This window comes from Streptomyces griseus (assembly GCF_001715295.1).
GTDB classification, from domain to species: domain Bacteria; phylum Actinomycetota; class Actinomycetes; order Streptomycetales; family Streptomycetaceae; genus Streptomyces; species Streptomyces griseus_G.
The window spans coordinates 534,306-553,854 of the sequence record NZ_MDKB01000005.1; the positions used below are offsets into that span (position 1 = coordinate 534,306).

Below are 19,549 nucleotides of genomic sequence, written 5' to 3' on the forward strand. Positions count from 1 at the left end.
CGCGCGGTGCCGCGGTGCGGCCGTCGTCCCGGACATCGATAGGCTGGGCGCGGACCGATGCAAGGAGGATCTAGGACGATGGCAGGCAACACGGAGCCGTTGTCGCCGCGGGCCAAGCTCGCCGTGACGGCGGGCAAGGCCGCGGCGGCGGTGTCGCGCGCTGCGGGGCGCGGCAGCGGATCGGTGATCGGCGGCCGGGTGGCGCTCAAGCTCGACCCCGACCTGCTGGGGCGGCTGGCGCAGCACTTGGACGTGATCCTCGTGTCCGCGACGAACGGGAAGACGACCACCACACGGTTGATCGCCGAGGCGCTCCGCGCCGCCGGCCCCGTCGTGTCGAACGCCCTCGGCGCCAACATGCCGGCGGGGATCACCTCCGCGCTGGCGGGCGGTTCGGACGCGAAGTACGGCGTGATAGAGGTGGACGAGAAGTACCTCGCCGGGGTGGCCCGGGACACCACGCCCAAGGTGATCGCGCTGCTCAACCTCTCCCGCGACCAGCTGGACCGCGCGGCCGAGACCCGGATGCTGGCCGAGCAGTGGCGTGAGGGCCTCTCCGGCTCGAAGGCCGTGATCGTGGCCAACGCGGACGATCCGCTGATCGTCTGGGCCGCTTCCTCCTCGCCCAACGTGGTGTGGGTCGCGGCGGGACAGGCGTGGAAGGACGACGCCTGGTCGTGCCCGTCGTGCGGCGGCGTGATGCAGCGCCCGGGCGACGACTGGTTCTGCGGCGAGTGCGGTTTCCGTCGCCCCGCCCCGAGCTGGGCGCTCAACGGCGACTACGTCCTGGACCCGCACGGTTCGGCGTGGCCGATCCACCTGCAGCTCCCGGGCCGGGCCAACAAGGCCAACGCGACCAGTTCGGCCGCCGTGGCCGCCGTCTTCGGCGTACCGCCGCAGGTCGCCCTGGAGCGCATGTATCAGGTGCAGGCCGTGGCGGGCCGCTACGACGTGGTCTCCTTCCTCAACCGCGAGCTGCGGCTGCTGCTGGCGAAGAACCCGGCGGGCTGGCTGGAGACGTTCTCCCTCATCGATCCGCCCCCGACCCCGGTGATCCTGTCGGTGAACGCCCGTGGCGCGGACGGCACGGACACCTCGTGGCTGTGGGACGTCGACTACACGCAGCTGTACGGGCACCCGATCTTCGTGCTGGGTGACCGCAAGCTGGACCTCGCGGTCCGGCTCGAGGTCGCGGGACTCGACTTCCGCGTCTGCGAGACCCTGGACGAAGCCGTCCAGATGGCCCCGCCCGGCCGCATCGAGGTCATCGCCAACTACACCGCCTTCCAGGATCTGCGCCGTCGTGTCGGCAACTGACCCCCGCGCGGGCCACCCCCGGAGAGGACGAAGCATGAGCAACAACGGCCTGCGGCTGGTGTGGGTCTATCCCGACCTCCTCAGCACCTACGGCGACCAGGGCAACGCCCTGGTGGTCGAGCGCCGGGCGCGGCAGCGCGGTCTCGACGTGGCGCGCGTGGACGTGCGCAGCGACCAGCCGATCCCGACGTCGGGCGACATCTACCTGATCGGCGGCGGCGAGGACCGGCCGCAGCGGCTGGCCGCGGAGCGACTGCGCCGCGACGGCGGGCTGAGCAGGGCCGCGTCCAACGGCGCGATCATCTTCTCGGTCTGCGCGGGCTACCAGATCCTCGGCCACGAGTTCATCAACGACCTCGGCGAGCGTGAGCCCGGCCTCGGACTGCTCGACGTGGTCTCCACACGCGGCGAGGGCGCGCGCTGCGTCGGGGACGTGCTCGGTGACATCGACCCGAACCTCGGGCTCCCGCCGCTGACGGGATTCGAGAACCATCAGGGCGTCACCCATCTCGGCCCGACCGCCAGGCCCTTCGCCCGCACGCGGATCGGCCGGGGCAACGGGACGGGCGACGGCACCGAAGGCGCGTACAACGACACGGTGTTCGGGACGTACATGCACGGTCCCGTGCTGGCGCGCAATCCGCTGATCGCGGACCACCTGCTGAAGCTGGCGCTCGACGTGAACGCGCTGCCGCCGGCCGACGACCGGTGGTACGAGGCGCTGCGCGCCGAGCGGATCGCCGCGGCGACGCAGCCCGCCTGACGGCGCCCGTGCACCGGCGGGGCCACCCACGGGCGGCCCCGCCGGTGCGCACGCCGTCCCTGCCCGGGAGGGTGCGTGGACGTCCGGTGGGCGTCCAGCAGTCGGACGGTGGGTTCGGCCCCGCCACCTCGCGCCGGTAGGGTGGCGGGGATCCAACCGGACGACGTGGTCCGGTCGTCGGCCCACGTTGCAAAGGTTCCCCGGGCAATGCGAATTGGTGTGCTCACCTCCGGCGGCGACTGCCCCGGCCTCAACGCCGTCATCCGTTCCGTCGTGCACCGCGCGGTGGTCGACCACGGCGACGAGGTCATCGGCTTCCACGACGGCTGGAAGGGCCTCCTCGAGTGCGACTACCGCAAGCTCGACCTCGACGCGGTCGGCGGCATCCTCGCCCGCGGCGGCACGATCCTCGGTTCCTCCCGGGTCCAGCCCGCTCACCTGCGTGACGGTGTGGAGCGGGCCCGCGGCCACGTCGCGGACCTCGGCCTCGACGCGATCATCCCCATCGGCGGCGAGGGCACGCTGAAGGCGGCCAATCTGCTCTCCGAGGCGGGGCTGCCCATAGTCGGCGTGCCCAAGACCATCGACAACGACATCGCCTCCACCGATGTGACGTTCGGCTTCGACACGGCCGTCGGGGTGGCCACCGACGCGCTCGACCGGCTGAAGACGACCGCCGAGTCGCACCAGCGGGTACTGATCGTCGAGGTCATGGGTCGGCACACCGGCTGGATCGCACTGCACTCGGGTATGGCGGCGGGCGCGCACGCCATCGTCGTCCCCGAGCGGCCCTTCGACATCGACGAGCTGACCTCGCTCGTGGGCCGGCGGTTCTCGGACGGCAAGAAGTTCGCGATCGTCGTCGTCGCGGAGGGCGCCAAGCCGAGGGAGGGCTCCATGGAGTTCGACCAGGGCAAGACGGACATCTACGGGCACGAGCGCTTCGCCGGCGTGGCGACCCAGCTCTCCGGCGCGCTGGAGCACCGTCTCGGCAAGGAGGCCCGCCCGGTGATCCTGGGGCACGTGCAGCGCGGCGGGACCCCGACCGCGTACGACCGGGTCCTCGCCACCCGGTTCGGCTGGCACGCGGTGGAGGCGGCGCACCGCGGCGAGTTCGGCATGATGACGGCGCTGCGCGGTACGGACATCACGATGGTCCCGCTCGCCGTGGCGGTGGAGACCCTGAAGACGGTACCGGCCGAGCGTTACGCCGAGGCGGAATGCGTGCTCTGACGGACACGGAGCCCCACGAACCGCCCCCGGCCGCGTCAGCGGCCGGGGGCGGTTCTACTCTGGACCGGACAACCGGCACGAAACGGGGACGTCCCCAGCGGGAGTGAACAGATGGATCACAGCGGGCACGGCATGAACATGGATCTGCCGCCGTTCACGCTGGGACGTGGGCTCGGATTCTCCGCGGACCCCTTTTTCCTGATCGGCTGCGTGGCCGCCCTGGCCCTGTACGGCTACGGGGTACTCCGCCTGCGCAGGCGGGGCGACGGGTGGCCGGTCAACCGGCTCGTGTTCTTCGTCGTCGGCGTGCTGTCCATCGCCCTGGTGATGTGCACCGGCCTGAACGACTACGGCATGGTCATGTTCAGCGTCCATATGGTGCAGCACATGATCATCAGCATGGTGTCGCCGATCCTGCTGCTCCTGGGCGCCCCGGTGACGCTGGCGCTGCGGGCGCTGCCGGTGGCGGGACGGGGCCGCACCGGTCCGCGCGAGCTGCTGCTCAAGCTGCTCCACAGCCGCTACATGAAGATCATCACGCATCCGGTGTTCACGATCCCGCTCTTCATCGCGAGCCTGTACGGCCTGTACTTCACCCCGCTCTTCGATTTCCTGATGGGCTCGAAGACCGGTCACGTCGTGATGATGGTGCACTTCCTCGCGGTGGGCCTGGTGTTCTTCTGGCCGATCATGGGCGTCGACCCCGGACCGCACCGGCCCGGGTACGTGATGAGGATGCTGGAGCTCTTCGCCGGTATGCCGTTCCACGCCTTCTTCGGAATCGCGCTGATGATGGCGAGCCAGCCGATGGTGAAGGCGTACGAGAATCCGCCGGCCTCCCTCGGGATCGACGCGCTGGGCGATCAGTCCGCCGCCGGGGGGATCGCCTGGGCCTTCAGCGAGATCCCGTCCGTGCTGGTGCTGATCGCCCTGGTCTTCCAGTGGTACCGCTCCGACCAGCGGACGGCCAAGCGTTCCGACCGTGCCGCGGACCGGGACGGCGACCAGGAACTGAACGCGTACAACGCGTATCTGGCCTCGCTGCAGGCCCGGCAGTAGCGGTGGAGGGCCCCGCCGGGTGACCATGGCTGCAACGGCCGTGCGGCCGGTGAGGAGCGTGCGCTCATGCCTGGATCCACGAAGACCATGGGAGTGCTCACCGTGGGCACGCTCGTCGCGGTGACGGCGTACACGGTGGCTCTGGGGAGCAACGGCTGGCTCTGGTTCGGCTGGGTGGTGCTGGGGCTGGCCACCGTGGGGATGCTCGCCAGCCGCGACGTCTGACCGCGTCCGAGGCTCACGCGCCGCGTCCGGCCGGGGCCGGGGCGCACCGAACGATCCGATCGGGGTCCGGGTGCGGAACAGCCTGGGGCCTCAGCGGGTGATCGTCCGGTCGTCCACGCCTTCCGGGGCGGAGAGCGGCGCGTGCCCCGTACGGACGGGAGGGCGGGGACTTCGCCGACCGCGCCCCGGCTCCGTGCCGCGCCGGCGCGGTCCGCCGCCGCCCGGGACGGGATGCCCCACTTCGACCCCGGTGTGCGTGAGCCGTCCACCTGTGTGAGGCGCCCGGCATGGCGAGCCGCTGCCGGGTCAGGGGCGCTCCTGAGAGCGTCTGCGCAGGACGACGACGAGATCCACGGCGGCGATCACCGCGAACAGGCCGCACAGCCCGGCGAGCACCGCCAGCGAGGTGGGGCCCGGCGAGTCCTTCGCTCCGGACGACGCGGACCAGAAGGCGAGCAGCACCGTGAGGGCGATGAACAGCGTCACTCCGCCGATGGACAGGATGAGGCGCAGGCCGAGGGCGCTGCGCGCGGTGAGTGGCTCCGTTCCCGACCTCCTGCGGTGGCGGCCGGGGGGCGGTGAGGGCAGGGACACGATTCCTCCTCGGTGTCACGGGGCGGCGCGGCGGCCCGTCGTGGCGTCGCACCCGGCCGTTGCGCCGTCGAGGCGGGTCACCGGCGGTGCGTGCGGCGCTCGGGGCCGAGGGTTCAGCTACTCGCCTGCCAGGCCTTCGACCGGTTCACCTCGCGCAGCGCTTCGAACCGTTCGGGTGGGTGCCCACGTCAGCAGCATCCTTCGGCTCCGGGCCGCTCGGCAGCGTCGTACAGATGTTGCCCGGAAGCCGGAAGCCGCCTCGTCGGCGCCTTCGCCGCTCCGTCCCGGCACCGGCCCACCTCTTCCTCCTGTATGCGTCATGATCGCCCGTACCCGTGCTCCTGGGAAGCGAGCCGGGAATGTCGACTTCAATTCTAAATGAACCAATAATTTCCTTTCGCGTGTTCCCGGCTCCGTTTCTCCGGTTCCCTTTCTCCCCTCCGTTTCCCCGCTGCGTTTCCGCGTTCCGTCGCCGGGCACGCGCAACCTGCCGGGCCGCCGGAGCACGGGCGGACTCGACCGGAGGGAGGAGGGGACCGCGCGTCGGACGTGCCCGCCGACACCGTCCTACCGAGGGAGGCCGGAGGTGCCGGTGAGGCATAACGCGTTCCCCGGTTACCCGGAACGAGGGTCGGCGTCGGAGTGGGGATCGTGGGCCGGCAGCAGGGTCGGCCCCGTGGCGTCCCGCGCCGGTCGGGGGCGGCGAGCGGGCGAGGTGCAACTCCCGGACCGTGTTCTTCCGGGATCGCCACCGACCTGGTAGGAACGCAGTCCTGGAGCCGATCAGGCAGAGCGAGGAGCCGCCCGTGTTCTACTACGTACTCAAGTACGTCCTGCTGGGCCCCCTGCTGCGGCTGCTGTTCCGGCCACGCATCGAAGGGATCGAGCACATCCCCGAGGACGGTGCGGCCATCGTCGCGGGCAATCACCTGTCGTTCTCCGACCACTTCCTGATGCCCGCGATCATCAAGCGCCGGATCACCTTTCTCGCCAAGGCGGAGTACTTCACCGGTCCGGGCATCAAGGGGCGGCTGACCGCTGCGTTCTTCCACAGCATCGGGCAGATTCCCGTGGACCGGTCGGGCAAGGAAGCGGGCAAGGCCGCCATCCGTGAGGGGCTGGGCGTGCTGCGCAGGGGTGAGCTGCTCGGCATCTACCCGGAGGGCACCCGTTCCCCTGACGGGCGGCTGTACAAGGGAAAGGTCGGGGTCGCCGTCATGGCGATCAAGGCGGGGGTCCCGGTCATTCCCTGTGCGATGGTCGGAACCTTCGAGATCCAGCCGCCGGGCCAGACCGTGCCCCGGATCAAGCGGGTCACCATCCGCTTCGGAGAGCCGCTGGACTTCTCCCGCTACGCCGGCCTCGAGGACCGGAAGGCAGCGATCCGGGCGGTCACGGACGAGATCATGTACGCGATCCTCGGACTCTCCGAGCAGGAGTACGTCGACGAGTACGCGGTCAAGGTGAAGGCGTCACAGACCGCCGAGCAGCCCAGGAAGTTCCCGCGCCGGCCGAGCTGAGCGGGGAATCTGCTCTCGGCCGATCGCTCTGGCCCTCCGGTACGCCGGGGCCGTAGCGTCCCCGTCATGAGCAGAGGACGGGCGTTCGTGCTGGGCGCCACCGGGCAGATCGGGCGGGCCGCGGTGCGGGCCCTGGCGCAGGACGGGTGGGAGGTGACAGCCGCCTCGCGTGAGGGCCGGCGTGACAGTGCCTGGGGCCCGGAGGTGCGCGACGTGGTGCTCGACCGCGAGGAGGACGGCGCGCTCGCGGCCGCGTTGGGCGACGGCTGCGACGTACTGGTCGACATGGTCGCTTTCGGCGAGGACCACGCAACCCAGCTGACGGATCTCTCGGACCGGATCGGTTCGGCGGTCGTCATATCCAGCGGCGCCGTGTACGCGGACGATCGTGGCCGCAGCTTCGACACGCAGGACGAGCCGGACGGGTTCCCGCGCTACCCGGTGCCGATCCCGGAGAGCTGCCCGACGGTCGCGCCCGGGCCACAGACCTACGGCACCCGCAAGATCGCGCTGGAGCGGGCTCTCCTGGCAGCGGCCCGCCGACTGCCGGTGACCGTCCTTCGTGCCGGCGCGGTCCACGGGCCGCACTGCCGTACCCCTCGCGAGCTGTACTTCGTCAAACGGGTGCTGGACGGCCGTCGTCGCCGGGTGCTCGCCCACGGCGGGAGAAGCAGGTTCGGCCCGGCGCACGTCTCCAACATCGCCGAGCTGGTGCGGCTCGCCGCCCTGCGCCCCGGTACCCGGATACTGAACGCTGCGGATCCCTACGCCCCGACCGTCGCCGAGATGGGCGAGGCGGTCGACGCGGTCATGGGGTGGCGGAGCGAGACGGTGCTGATGGAGACGGCCGCCCCGCAGGCAGCCCTGGGCCGCACGCCCTGGAGCGCGGAACACCCTGTCGTCTACGACATGACCGCAGCCGGGCGGGAGTTGGGATACGTACCGGTAACAGGCTACGCCGAGTCGCTACCGGCGACCGTCGAGTGGCTCACCGAGCGGCTGCAGCGGAGTGCCGGTGACTGGCGTGCCGCGTTCCCTTCGATGGCCGCGGCGTACGACCCGCACGGCGACCTCTTCGACTATGCGGCGGAGGACGCCTGGCTGGAGAGCGTCGAGGCCGGACCGCGCTGAGGAGGAGGGCGGAGGGAAAAGAATGTCAGGGAGGACGGAAGTCGCGGCAACAGAAGCCGCGGACACCGCGGTCGGGTGGACGGAGAGGCGAGGAGACGGGAGGGAGGGGGCGGGGCCGCCCGTCGGGTAACCGGAGGTGAGAGGCCCTCAGGTGGGCCGGACAAGCCGCCGACCCGTCGGCCCGGGTCAAGGACCGGGGAGGGCGGCCGGACCGGAGTCCGACCGCCCCTGGACAGCCGGTGCCGGTTACGGCTTCGGCGTGGCGTGCGGGGTGCACGTCACGTCGTACCGGTCGGTCTTCCCGGTGAGCAGGTAGGCATCCACCCGCTCGTTGATGCAGGGGTTGACCAGGCCGGTGACACCGTGGGAACCGGCGCCCTCCTCGGTGATGAGGCGGGAGCCCGCGAAGCGCTTGTGCAGCTCGACGGCGCCCTCGTACGGAGTGGCGGCGTCACGGGTGGACTGCACGATCAGCACCGGCGGCAGTCCCTTGCCGGTGCGGACGTCCAGCGGGGTCTGCTGCTTGGCCGGCCAGGTCGCACAGGGGAGGTTCATCCAGGCGTTGGCCCAGGTCATGAACGGGTTGTCCTGGTGCAGCCGGGTGTTGTCGCGGTCCCACTTCTGCCAGCTCGTGGGCCACTTGGCGTCAGCGCACTCCACCGCCGTGTACACGGCGTTGCCGTTCTCCGAGGACGCGTTGCCCGCGGTGTCCGAGAGGTCGGGTGCCGCCGCGTCGATCAGCGCCTGGGTGTCCCCGGCCAGGTAGGCGCTCCACGTCCGGGCGACGGGCGCCCAGGCCGAGTCGTAGTACGGCGCGCTCTGGAAGAAGCCGATGAGTTCGGCCGGTCCCACGAGGCCACCGATCGGGTTCTTCTTGGCGGCCGCGCGCAGCGTCAGCCACGCCTGCTCGACCTTCTCCGGGGTGTCGCCGATGTGGTACGTGGCGTCGTTCTTGGCGACCCACGCCTTCCAGTCGTCCCAGCGGGTCTGGAAGGCGATGTCCTGGTTGAGGTTGGCCTCGTACCAGATGTTGTCCTTCTCGGGGTTGACCACGCTGTCGACGACCATGCGACGCACGTGGCCCGGGAAGAGCGTTCCGTAGACCGCACCCAGGTAGGTGCCGTAGGAGACGCCCAGGAAGTTGAGCTTCTCCTCACCGAGCGCGGCACGGATGACGTCCAGGTCGCGAGCGCTGTTGGGCGTCGTCATGTGCGGCAGCATCTCGCCGCTGCGCTCGGCGCAGCCGTCCGCGTACTCGGCCGCGAGCTTGCGCTGCGCGCGCTTGTCGGCCTCGCTGTCGGGGACCGGGTCCGCCTTCGGCGCCTTGACGAACTCCTGCGGGTCGACGCAGGAGATCGGTGCCGAGTGGCCCACTCCGCGGGGGTCGAAGCCGACGAAGTCGTACGCCTTGGCCGCGTTCACCCACAGGGGGCTCTTGTTGAGGATGCGCTTCGGGAACGCCATGCCCGAGGCGCCGGGCCCGCCGGGGTTGTAGAGGAGCGCGCCCTGGTGTTCTGCCTTCGTGCCGGTGCTGACGTGACGGTCGACGGCGAGCTTGATCTGCTTGCCGTTCGGCTTCGCGTAGTCGAGCGGCACGGTGACCCACCCGCACTGGATGGGTGCGGAGATCGCCCAGTCCGCCGGGCAGGCCGCCCAGTCGACGCCGGCCTTCTCCGCCCGCTCCGCAGCGAGTTGGACGCCACGCGCCTCCGGGTTGCCGTGGTGCCGGCCGTCGGCGTTGGCTGCCGGTGCGGCTATCGCGCCCGCTATGAGCGTGCCCGCGATCAGAGTGCCGGCCGAGCCGAGCACTGCGGTGCGTCTCAAGTGGAACCTCCCCCTACGTGATGCGCCGCCCGTAGCGGCGCACTCGTTCGTGTGTCCAGCGGATCCTTTCGTCTGTGAGGTTGCTGAGAACAGGGCGTACACGTGTTTCTTTACCGAACCAATAACCGGTGCTACGGGTCCCGCTCAGCGGACCGGGGCAGGGTCGGTGGATCGAAATCAGGCCATTCGCGGCATCCTGCGTACTCGCGTACGCCGCAATGCCCCGACGCAACGCCCCGGATGCCAGGGACCGGATGCCACGCCTCGGATGCCGCGGACCGGCCGAGCCGAGCGAGACCCGCCCCGGGGCGGAGGCTGCTCCGCTCGGTGGAACGTGGTCGCGGTACGGTGCCCACCCGGTTCAGCCGTACGCGGTCTGCGTCGGCCGCGGACCGGGACCCGGTCCGCGGCCGACGACGCGATGCCGTGGTCCGCCGAGCGAGCGCCCCGGCTCCGTCCACGAGGGTGTGCCGCGCCCCTCGGCCGGCCGGGGGGCACGCCCTGGACGAGGTACCGCCCGGACTCCTCGCCCAGGACCGGAGGCCGTCCCCGGGTGCGGGCCGCCGTCGGCGCGCCGCGCCCACCCTGTTCGGTTGCCGTCCCCGGGCCGCTCAGGCTCCGTTCGGCAGCCCGCTCAGCGCCTCGTCCAGGATGCCTCGCAGGAGCCGGGCGTCCGCGGCGAGCGCGGTCACGAGCACCGCCGGACCTGCCAGCGGGGTGAGTACCGCGTCGGTACCGAGAAGCCTCGGCGCCGCCGGAGCGTCCTCGAACAAGGGATGGACGACGAGTAGTTGGCCGATGGCCCGGTGACCGCCGAGGACTGCCGCACCGTCCCAGCCGCCCGGCGCCGTCGGCCCGTACGCCACCTGCTGGTCCAGCAGCGGCCGGCCGGCCAGCCGGACGGTCAGCCGGGTGGAGAGACTGCCCGTCTGCTCACCGTGCCGGCCGAGGATCTGCTCCTCCCGCAGCACCAGGCGTGCGCCGGCTGCGAGTTCGACCTGCGTGACCATGTCCAGTTCGCTGCCGTAAGCGGAGACGAGCTGGTCGGGAAGCCAGCGCAGCACCGCCCCCTCCCCCACGCTCAGCCTGATGGTGTACGACGCTGCGCCCGCCTCCGGCCCCGCGCCCGGGAGTGCCACGGTGGCCGCGGCGGAGTCCACCGACAGCCGCGCCCCTGCCTCGGCCCGCGCCTCGATGGAGAGCCGGTCGCCGCCCAGGGGCGCGCTCATGGCACCGACCACGGTGACGCGCGCGCAACCGGCCTCCGGGGATCTGGTGCGGCGCACGGCGAGTGGCCCGTCGCTCTCCAGTACGGGCAGCAGGGTGGAGCCGCGGCCGTCGGCGACCGCCGTGATGCGTGCGGTGGCGCTGACGCTCATGCGGCCCAGGCGGCGAGTCGCTCCCGCACCCAGCCGGCCACGGGCGCGACGCCGTCCTCGGCGGTCAGCGAGGTGAACAGGACCGGGAGGTCGCCGCGCTGAGCGGCGGCGTCGAGGGCCATCCGCTCCAGGTCGGAGCCGACGTAGGGGGCGAGGTCGGTCTTGTTGATGACGAGGAGGTCGGCGGTGGTGACGCCGGGTCCGCCCTTGCGCGGGATGTCGTCGCCGCCCGCCACGTCGATCACGAAGATCTGGGCGTCGACCAGTCCTCTGGAGAAGGTGGCGGTGAGGTTGTCGCCCCCGGACTCGACGAGGATGAGGTCGAGCGGACCCACGGAGTCCTCGAGGTCCTCGACTGCTTCGAGGTTCGCGGAGATGTCGTCCCGGATGGCGGTGTGGGGGCAGGCGCCGGTCTCCACGGCCTGGATGCGTTCGGGGGGCAGTACCGCGTTGCGGAGCAGGAAGGCGGCGTCCTCCTGGGTGTAGATGTCGTTGGTGACCACGGCGATGGACAGCCGGTCGCGCAGGACACGGCAGAGGGCGGCCACGGTCGCGGTCTTCCCGGAACCGACGGGTCCTCCGAGGCCGATGCGCAGGGCGCGCCGGGTTCCGTCGGGGCGGGCGGCGTCGGCGCTGATGGCCGCAGGTCCGTCGTGGGCGGGGTCGCGGTGCATGGGTGCGGCTCCTGAGAGGGTCGGCGATCGGGAATCGGAAAGGGTGGAGTCAGGACGCGAAGAGCCGGACGGGCCGGGCCGCGTGCGCCTCGGCGGCGATGTCGAGGAGCGGGGCGGAGGCGGCGGGCAGCGCGTCGATGCCTTCCCGCGCGGCCGCGGCCGCCTGTTCGGCGACGCGGTCGAGCGCGGGCGCGAGGCGGGCGAGGACGGCGGTGGCCTCGAAGGGGTCCAGGGAGAGCAGCCGGACCACCGCGGTGGCCGGTCCGCTGACGGTTTCGTACGCGACGCAGTGTGCGGCGTCCTCGGGACCCAGGCCGGCCACGCGGGCGGTGAGGCCGAGGACGACGGGCTGGTGCGCACCGCGCGGCCGGGCCGTGGCGAGTGCGTCCAGCTCGGGGCCGGGCCAGGTGGCCCGCGCCGCCCGCATGAGCTGGCGGCCGAGCTTGCGTGCCACGGCCCGCAGCGCGGGCGACGGGGTCCGGGCGTCGGCTGCCTCGTCGAGGGCGAGCGGGTCGAGCCCGTGGGCCGCCGCGGCCGCGAGTGCCGCGGCGGTGAGGCCGGTGGTGTGCAGTCGGCCCAGGCAGAAGTCCGCGAGGCTCCGGGGGTCGCGGATGCGGCCCGCCGTGACGGCCGGCTCGGCTCCTCCCGAATGGGCGTGGCCTCCGGCGGGGAAGCGGCCGTCGGCGAGGACGAGGAGGGCCGCGCGTGTCGTCATGGGGTGCCGTCCGGTCAGAAGAGGAAGTAACGCTGGGCCATGGGCAGTTCAGCGGCCGGTGCGGGCTCGACCCGTTCCCCGTCGATGGTGACGGCGAAACTGTCGGGTTCCACGTGGACCTGGGGCAGGGCGTCGTTCTCCCGCATGTCCGCCTTCGTGACTCCCCGGGTGCTGCTGATCGGAACGAACCGCTTGCCGAGGGCAAGCCGTTCCGGCAGCCCGTCCGCCAGCGCCGCTTCGGCGACGAAGTTGACGGAGGTGGCGGCGGGCGCCCGGCCGACGGCACCGAACATCGGGCGAGGCAGAACCGGCTGGGGTGTGGGGATGGAGGCGTTGGCGTCTCCCATCTGCGCGTAGGCGATCTGGCCGCCCTTGATCACCGTCCGGGGCTTGACGCCGAAGAACGCCGGGTCCCACAGCACGAGGTCGGCGAGCTTGCCCGTCTCGACCGAGCCGATCTCCCGGTCGAGCCCCTGGGCGACGGCCGGATTGATCGTGTATTTGGCGACGTAGCGACGCGCCCGGTGGTTGTCGGCGGGGCCGTCGCCGGGCAGGGAGCCGCGCCGCCGTTTCATCACATGGGCCGTCTGCCAGGTCCTCAGGACCACTTCGCCGATGCGCCCCATCGCCTGGGAGTCCGAGGAGATGATCGAGATGGCGCCCAGGTCGTGGAGGATGTCCTCGGCCGCGACGGTCGAGGGCCGGATCCGGGACTCGGCGAAGGCGAGGTCCTCCGGGACCGCCGGGTTGAGGTGATGACAGACCATCAGCATGTCGAGGTGTTCCTCGATGGTGTTGACGGTGTGCGGACGCGTGGGGTTGGTGGAGCTGGGCAGGACGTACGGCTCCGAGACCACGGTGATGATGTCGGGTGCGTGCCCGCCTCCCGCGCCTTCGGTGTGGTACGAGTGAATGGTGCGCCCGGCGATGGCGGCCAGCGTGTCGGCGACGAAGCCGGCCTCGTTGAGCGTGTCCGTATGGATGGCGAGCTGGGCTCCGGTCTCCTCGCACACGCCCAGACAGGCGTCGATGACGGCGGGGGTCGCACCCCAGTCCTCATGGATCTTGAAGCCCAGTGCCCCGGCCCGGAGTTGGGAGTGCATGGCCTCACGGGACATGGTGTTGCCCTTGCCGAGCAGGCCGATGTTGACGGGGTACCCCTCCAGGGCCTCGAACATCCGGGCGAGGTGCCAGGGCCCAGGCGTGACGGTGGTGGCCTTGGTGCCCTCCGCCGGTCCGGTCCCACCCCCGACGAGGGTCGTGATGCCGGCGGAGAGCGCCTGGTCGACGAGGGTCGGCGAGATGAAGTGGACGTGTGCGTCGACGGCTCCCGCCGTGACGAACGTGCCGTTGCCCGCGATGATCTCCGTCTCCGGGCCGATGACGAGGTCGGGGTGGACCCCGTCCATGGTGTCCGGGTTGCCGGCCTTGCCGATGCCGGTGATCCGTCCGCCACGGATGCCGATGTCGGCCTTGACGACGCCCCAGTGGTCGATGATGACGGCACCGGTGACGACGGTGTCGGGTGCACCCTCGGCGCGGGTGGTGCGCGCCTGGCCCATGGACTCCCGGATCACCTTGCCACCGCCGAACACGGCTTCGTCACCGGCCCGTCCGGGCCCCCCGCAGCGGTCCTCCTCGATCTCGACGACGAGGTCGGTGTCGGCGAGCCGGATGCGGTCGCCGGTGGTGGGGCCGAACAGGTCCGCGTACACGGCACGGCTGAGTTCAGGCATCGAGGGAACCTCCGGTGTCGCCACGCAGTCCGGGAACGACGCGCAGACCTGCGAGCGGTACGAGTTCGACGTCGACCGGGATGCCGGGTTCGAAGCGCACGGCGGTCCCCGCCGCGATATCGAGGCGCAGTCCGTGGGCGGCGGGGCGGTCGAACTCCAGGCCCGGGTTGGCCTCGGCGAAGTGGTAGTGCGAGCCGACCTGGACGGGACGGTCCGCGGCGTTCAGCACGGTGAGGCGGGTGACGGGGCGCCCCTCGTTGATCGGCACCGGGCCGTCCGCGTAGAAGATCTCTCCGGGAATCATCGGAGTGCTCCCGTCAGACGATCGGTTCGTGGACGGTGACCAGCTTGGTGCCGTCCGGGAAGGTGGCCTCCACCTGGACGTCGGGGATCATCTCCGGGATGCCGTCCATGACGTCCTCCCGGGTGAGCACCTTCCTTCCCGAGGCCATCAGTTCGGCGACGGTCCGGCCGTCACGGGCCCCTTCGAGGAGGTGCGAGGTGATCAGGGCGACCGCCTCGGGATGATTCAGCCGCAGGCCCCGGGCCCTGCGCTTCTCGGCCACATCGGCCGCCACGTGGATGAGCAGGCGTTCCTGTTCGTGCGGAGTCAGTTGCACGGTTCCACCTCGTCGTCTTCCGCCCGGTACCGGCTCCGGGCGCAGCGGGACCCTATCGACCTTCAACAGTTTGTTTAAGATCGGAGAGCGCTTCGCGGCCAGGTATTGCACGTTAGGGCGGAAGTTTTTCCGGCGCGTTAACTGACCCTTTGCCGGCCCATGCACATCAGGGCCGCACGGCCCGCCCTCGGGCGTACCCACGCCCGGCCGTCCGTGCAACACCCCCACGCGGTGCGTGTCCCGTGCGGGGGAGGATCGCCCGGGTGGCGCCTCCACCGGGGCCGTCACTCCTCCAGGGTGGCGGCCGGCCGCCACCCGCGCGGGGCCGTACCCCAGGGTGCGCCCGGTCGCCCTACGCTTCCGCCCCGTCCGCCCCGAAGGCGCACGTGTCCACCGCTGCCCCGAGGAGCGCGACCAGGCCGGCCGGACCGATCCGGCGGCGCCGCGGTGATGCCTGCGGACCGTGCCGGGCGGCGCGGCGCCGGCCTCCCGTCGCCGACGCCCTGCGGGACGACTCCGGCGCTCATGCGTGAGCGGACGAGACGCCGATCCACGCGGGAGCACCGGCCCGCTCCCCGCACCTGCCGGGTGGGGACGGCCCGCCGGGCGGTCACCATGCGTCCGAATGCCACGAGTTGAGCCCCCGACCCGCCGACTACCGCCTCTTTTCCACCTCTCGGCGCACACGCCACGACACGCCCGGCGGCCCGGGGAATCTTCCTCCCCCGTTCGGCTCAGACAGCAGCCCTCAGGAGGGACGGTCCCACTTGCGCGTCGCTCGCGGACACTGAGCGAAACGCCCTGTTCCGCCACTGGTACGGAGCTGGCCAGGGAGGGCCTGCCGGGAGGGGCGCTCACCCTTCCCACCCGAACGGGTCAGCCGTGACGACTCTCACATAACGCCTTTTCAGCTCGGAAATCAGGCACCAGGTGAGTAAAGATCCGTGGGACGACAAGCCCCCGCCACCACGGCGGGGCGGTCCGGGCGGACGCCGAGTCCTGCCGCCGTCCGGATGCCTGGTCGACAGGAGTGGATCGGCAGGAGTGGAGGACCCGAGCACAACGGGCCGCCCGGACACCCGTCCGGACAGCCCTCGGGGTGAAGCCGCCGAGAGCGGCCGGGCAACTTCGCCAGCCCGAACCCGACAGGTCATCCTTCACAGGCGGCTGACGAAGGGTTGCGCATGACTGCGCAGGTTCATGTCCCGTCTCTGTTCGCCCGGGTCGGCACGGCCTCGGTCCTCACACTCGCGGTCGGCACCACCATGCTGGCGCCCGGCATCGTCGACGAGGCCGAGGCCGCGACCAACTCGACGAAAGCGCTGAAGGTGGCCGCCTCCAAGAAGGGGGCGCCCTACCGGTGGGGCGCCACGGGCCCTCACCGCTTCGACTGTTCGGGCCTCACGCTCTACGCCTTCAAGAAGGCGGGCAAGAAACTCCCCCGGACGGCCCAGCAGCAGTACAACACCACACGCCACATCACCAGGTCGCAGCGGCAACGCGGCGACCTGGTCTTCTTCCATACGGGCCGCAGCGTGTACCACGTGGGCATCTACGCCGGCGGAGGCAGGATCTGGCACTCGCCGAAGACCGGGGCAGTGGTCAGGCTGGAGAAGATCTGGTCGAAGAGTGTCTGGTACGGAAGGGTCCGCTGACGCCCGTACGCCCGTACGCCCGTACACCCGTACACCCGTACACCTGTACGCCTAGGCATCCTCCTGTTCCCCCATGGGCCGATACGTGGGCCGACACGCGCCGCCGCATGCGTTCACCCGCACCCGTGTACGCATGCACACCCGCGCAAGGCACTCGCGGACCGTCGCGGGCCCGGCCGCACCGTGGCCGGGTCGGAGCAGCCGGGACGCGGTGACCAGGACGAGCCCCGGCACGGTGAGCGCCGCGCCCCTGCCGCCCTCGACCGCGCGGGTGGTGCGCGGCCGGCGCCGCCACCGGCCGAGGCGGTCGACCAGCGGGGCCGCGGCCGGGAACCACACGGGCGGCAGGACGACCACGGCGGCCGGCAGCAGAGTCCTGGCAAGGGGCGGCTGCCCGTCGGGGACGAACTGCGGCAGCAGGCCGAGGAAGAGCGCAGGCGCCCTGGGGCGGGTCGTCCCCTGGTCGGCAGCGCGCCTCTGCATCCTCGACGGCGGGGGGAGCGGGCACCGGCCGAGGCGGGAGCCGCACCGGCCGTGGTGTGCGGGCCCCGGGGTACGCCCTGGTGTGCGCGCCGGTCAGCGCGGGGCCCGGCGTGGCGGTGGTGCCGGAGACGGTCGCGGCGACGTCTCCGGCGCCCTCGGCCGTACGGCGGCCGGACCGCGCGGAGGTCCGCCGGACGGTCTCCGTGGCGCACCGGAGGGAGCGGAACGCCGCCGCGGCGGCCACGCCGAGGACTCTGCTGCGCAGCGGTTCCGGATGCGCCGCCGCTCGCCGGGACCCGTCCGCACGACCGCCCGCCCGTCCGCACGGACGCCGGAATTCCGGTCCCCGGTCGCCGGCCCGTGACCTGCGGTCAGGCCACGGTCGGCGCGGAGGCGACCCAGGGAAGGGTGATATGGACGGTCTTGCCACCGTCCCGGGTCGGGCTGACGCCGATCCGGCCGCCGTACTCCTTGGCCAGGGAGCGGACGATGACCAAGCCCCGGCCGTTGTCCTGCTGGACGGCCGCGGGCAGTCGACGGGGCCTGCCGGGATGGCTGTCCGTCACTCCCAGGTACAGCTCGACGTCCCGGTCGAGGCGGAGGTCCACCGTGAAGAAGGGTGACTGTCCGAGCGTGTGCTGGACGGCGTTCGTGGCGAGTTCGGAGACGACCAGCCGGATGGCGTCGGCGGTCTCCGTGTCGTCCGGCAGACCCCATTCGGCAAGGACGCGGGCGACATACCGCCGGGCTGCGGAGACCGAACCCGGATCGCTCGGCAGAGTGACGGATGCTTCTTGCTGGTCTGCCATGGCGACGCCGCCCCTTTCCGCCCGGACCGACGCACGATCGGCCTGGATTGCGCTTCGCGCCAGACTGCCACCGATGGTGCCGCTCGTTACGAGGATCCACCAGGATATGCATGTATCTGTCGCCCGATCCGGTGAACTCTGCTTGTCCTGGCGGCTGTCCCGCAGTTCGCGCGGAGTGCGCGACGGCAGCTGAGGGCTGTCCCTGTACGTCCCGTGTGCGGACGTCCCTGCGCCGTGCGACGCACCACGTCCGACGCCGCACGCCGATCCACGGGGAATCGCGGAGCGGCCCCCAACGGCCGGCCACGGTCGCGACACCGGCCCTTTCGGCCTTCGAGCAGTCCCGCCGGTAGGACCGCTCCTCACACGGTCGGTGGATGACCGCGGAGCGGGACCGGTGGCTCCCGGGACGTGAGGAACGGCCGTGTCCTCGGCGTGCGTTGCTCAACTCTCGGGCACGCGGGCCCCGTCGGGCCCCGTGACCGGCGGCAGCCGCGTCGGCGCTCACTTGCCTGACGTGCTGTCCTCTCCCACTCCGTGCCCACTCCCGAACGGAGAGGGGGCGGTGCGCACCACCGTCGCCACGGCCGTCTCGATCTGTTGGGGCGTCAGGTCCGCCCGTGCCGTCAGCCGCAGGCGGGAGACCCCGTCCGGGACCGACGGCGGGCGGAAACACCCGACCGCGACTCCGGCCGCCCGGCAGTCGGCCGCCCAGCGCACCGCCGCGTGGGCGGACGGTGCGCGGACGGACACGACGGCGGCGTCGGGGCGGACGGCGGTCAGCCCGGCCGCGGTCAGCCGTCCGTACAGTTCGGCGGCGACGGCGCGCGCCCTGCCCGCCCGCTCCGGCTCGCGGCGAAGGAGCTCCAGGCCGCCCAGCGCCGCGCCGACCGCCGCAGGGGCGAGACCGGTGTCGAAGATGAACGTACGGGCGGTGTTGACCAGGTGGTCGATGACCCGGGCCGGTCCCAGGACGGCTCCGCCCTGACTGCCCAGGGACTTGGAGAGGGTGAGCGTGGCGACGATGCCGTCGCCCCCGGCGAGACCGGCGGCTGCCGGCGCTCCCCGGCCGCCGTCGCCCAGTACTCCCAGGCCGTGCGCGTCGTCCACGACGAGGGCCGCGCCCTCTTCCCGGCACACCTCGGCGAGCCTGCCCAGCGGGGCGGCGTTGCCGTCCACCGAGAACACCGAGTCGGTGACGGCCAGCGCCCGCTCGCGGTGCGCCCGAAGCGCCTTGCCCACCGCCTCCGGGTCCGCGTGGGGCACGACCTCGGTGTCGGCACGGGAGAGCCGGCAGCCGTCGACGATGGAGGCGTGGTTCCGCGCGTCGGACACGATCAATGAGCCGTGCCCGCCGAGCGCCGTCAGGGCGGCGAGATTGGCCGCGTAGCCGGAGGACAGCACGAGAGCGGCCTCGAAGCCGCAGAACTCCGCCAGTGCGCCTTCGAGTTCGGCGTGCAGGGCGGTGGTGCCCGTGACGAGCCGGGAGCCGGTGGCACCCCCGCCCCACGTACGGGCCGCCTCCGCGGCCCCCTCGGTGACCGCGGGATGGCGGGAGAGTCCGAGGTAGTCGTTGCTCGCGAGATCCAGCACAGCGGCGACGGCGGGCCGGGGACGGAGGGTCCGGACAAGGCCGGCGTCCGCGCGACGGCGCGCCTCGTCGTCGATCCAGGCGAACGGGGCGTAGGACATGGAGTCGGTCCCTTTTGTAGGCAGCTCACAGACCCTAGCGGGGTGCGCAGCGGGTCAGGGTGTGGCAATACACACACCCTCCACCACCTCTCCTGTCCGGTTCCTCCTTGGCCGATGCCG

18 protein-coding genes, 1 pseudogene and 1 riboswitch are annotated in these 19,549 nt (G+C 71.9%); of the genes and pseudogenes, 8 read left to right on the forward strand and 11 right to left on the reverse strand.

All coding sequences use genetic code 11. The features are described 5' to 3' along the window. The first annotated feature begins 78 nt into the window (after positions 1-78). The 5 genes from BA175_RS27060 (at position 79) to BA175_RS31325 (ending at position 4,597) form a co-directional block, all read left to right on the forward strand. Positions 79-1,317 (forward strand): MurT ligase domain-containing protein, encoded by a 1,239-nt coding sequence (locus BA175_RS27060; protein WP_069174138.1) that lies wholly within the window; start codon positions 79-81, stop codon positions 1,315-1,317. Between the two features lie 34 nt (positions 1,318-1,351). Then, the gene (locus BA175_RS27065; RefSeq protein ID WP_069174139.1) at positions 1,352-2,080 is read left to right on the forward strand and encodes a type 1 glutamine amidotransferase; all 729 of its coding nucleotides are present in this window, start codon (positions 1,352-1,354) and stop codon (positions 2,078-2,080) included. A 207-nt stretch (positions 2,081-2,287) separates the two neighbouring features. Further along, on the forward strand, positions 2,288-3,313 hold the full coding sequence (locus BA175_RS27070; RefSeq protein ID WP_069174140.1) for a 6-phosphofructokinase: 1,026 nt from the start codon (positions 2,288-2,290) through the stop codon (positions 3,311-3,313). 111 nt (positions 3,314-3,424) lie between these two features. Beyond that, entirely contained in the window at positions 3,425-4,372 is a 948-nt protein-coding gene (locus BA175_RS27075) for a cytochrome c oxidase assembly protein (protein WP_069174141.1), read from the forward strand. Between the two features lie 66 nt (positions 4,373-4,438). After that, a complete protein-coding gene (locus tag BA175_RS31325; RefSeq protein WP_175420926.1) occupies positions 4,439-4,597 on the forward strand; it encodes a hypothetical protein in 159 nt (52 codons plus the stop codon). A gap of 306 nt (positions 4,598-4,903) precedes the next feature. On the opposite strand, the gene BA175_RS27080 is transcribed toward BA175_RS31325, so the two are convergent. After that, a complete protein-coding gene (locus BA175_RS27080) occupies positions 4,904-5,194 on the reverse strand; it encodes a DUF6343 family protein (RefSeq protein ID WP_107407653.1) in 291 nt (96 codons plus the stop codon). Between the two features lie 803 nt (positions 5,195-5,997). Here BA175_RS27080 and BA175_RS27085 point away from each other — a divergent pair. Together BA175_RS27085 and BA175_RS27090 are read left to right on the forward strand one after the other, a co-directional pair. Beyond that, positions 5,998-6,711 (forward strand): lysophospholipid acyltransferase family protein, encoded by a 714-nt coding sequence (locus tag BA175_RS27085; protein ID WP_069174142.1) that lies wholly within the window; start codon positions 5,998-6,000, stop codon positions 6,709-6,711. Positions 6,712-6,777: 66 nt separating this feature from the next. Continuing rightward, positions 6,778-7,842: an NAD-dependent epimerase/dehydratase family protein gene (locus BA175_RS27090; RefSeq protein WP_254667999.1), complete on the forward strand. Its 1,065-nt coding sequence runs from the start codon at positions 6,778-6,780 to the stop codon at positions 7,840-7,842. Positions 7,843-8,088: 246 nt separating this feature from the next. Here BA175_RS27090 and BA175_RS27095 read toward each other — a convergent pair whose 3' ends face one another. The 7 genes from BA175_RS27095 to BA175_RS27125 all read right to left on the reverse strand — a co-directional run bounded on the left by BA175_RS27095 (position 8,089) and on the right by BA175_RS27125 (position 14,790). Beyond that, entirely contained in the window at positions 8,089-9,666 is a 1,578-nt protein-coding gene (locus BA175_RS27095) for an alpha/beta hydrolase (protein WP_175420927.1), read from the reverse strand. Between the two features lie 611 nt (positions 9,667-10,277). Then, entirely contained in the window at positions 10,278-11,045 is a 768-nt protein-coding gene (locus tag BA175_RS27100) for an urease accessory protein UreD (RefSeq protein WP_069174145.1), read from the reverse strand. Then, positions 11,042-11,719, reverse strand: a complete 678-nt coding sequence (ureG, locus tag BA175_RS27105; protein WP_069174146.1) for an urease accessory protein UreG — start codon at positions 11,717-11,719, stop codon at positions 11,042-11,044. The genes BA175_RS27100 and ureG overlap by 4 nt, the downstream gene beginning before the upstream one ends. A gap of 49 nt (positions 11,720-11,768) precedes the next feature. Then, positions 11,769-12,434 carry an urease accessory protein UreF gene (locus tag BA175_RS27110; protein WP_069174147.1) on the reverse strand — a complete coding sequence of 222 codons (666 nt, stop codon included), beginning with the start codon at positions 12,432-12,434 and terminating at the stop codon, positions 11,769-11,771. A 14-nt stretch (positions 12,435-12,448) separates the two neighbouring features. Further along, the gene (locus BA175_RS27115) at positions 12,449-14,170 is read right to left on the reverse strand and encodes an urease subunit alpha (protein ID WP_069174148.1); all 1,722 of its coding nucleotides are present in this window, start codon (positions 14,168-14,170) and stop codon (positions 12,449-12,451) included. Further along, positions 14,163-14,474: an urease subunit beta gene (locus tag BA175_RS27120; protein ID WP_069174149.1), complete on the reverse strand. Its 312-nt coding sequence runs from the start codon at positions 14,472-14,474 to the stop codon at positions 14,163-14,165. Before BA175_RS27120 ends, BA175_RS27115 begins: the two co-directional genes overlap by 8 nt. 13 nt (positions 14,475-14,487) lie before the next feature. Continuing rightward, the gene (locus BA175_RS27125; RefSeq protein ID WP_069174150.1) at positions 14,488-14,790 is read right to left on the reverse strand and encodes an urease subunit gamma; all 303 of its coding nucleotides are present in this window, start codon (positions 14,788-14,790) and stop codon (positions 14,488-14,490) included. A 1,004-nt stretch (positions 14,791-15,794) separates the two neighbouring features. Next, a riboswitch (cyclic di-AMP (ydaO/yuaA leader) is annotated at positions 15,795-15,971 on the forward strand. 3 nt (positions 15,972-15,974) lie between these two features. Here BA175_RS27125 and BA175_RS27130 point away from each other — a divergent pair. After that, positions 15,975-16,445: a C40 family peptidase gene (locus BA175_RS27130; RefSeq protein WP_069174151.1), complete on the forward strand. Its 471-nt coding sequence runs from the start codon at positions 15,975-15,977 to the stop codon at positions 16,443-16,445. Between the two features lie 198 nt (positions 16,446-16,643). Here the strand turns inward: BA175_RS27130 and BA175_RS31330 are convergent. The 3 genes and pseudogenes from BA175_RS31330 to BA175_RS27145 form a co-directional block, all read right to left on the reverse strand. Then, a pseudogene (locus tag BA175_RS31330) lies at positions 16,644-16,922 on the reverse strand (LysE family translocator); the annotation flags it as partial. Positions 16,923-17,299: 377 nt separating this feature from the next. Continuing rightward, positions 17,300-17,737 (reverse strand): ATP-binding protein, encoded by a 438-nt coding sequence (locus BA175_RS27140; protein WP_069174152.1) that lies wholly within the window; start codon positions 17,735-17,737, stop codon positions 17,300-17,302. 504 nt (positions 17,738-18,241) lie between these two features. Beyond that, complete coding sequence (locus BA175_RS27145) at positions 18,242-19,429, reverse strand: 8-amino-7-oxononanoate synthase (RefSeq protein WP_069174153.1); 1,188 nt, start codon at positions 19,427-19,429, stop codon at positions 18,242-18,244. Between the last annotated feature and the right edge of the window lie 120 nt (positions 19,430-19,549).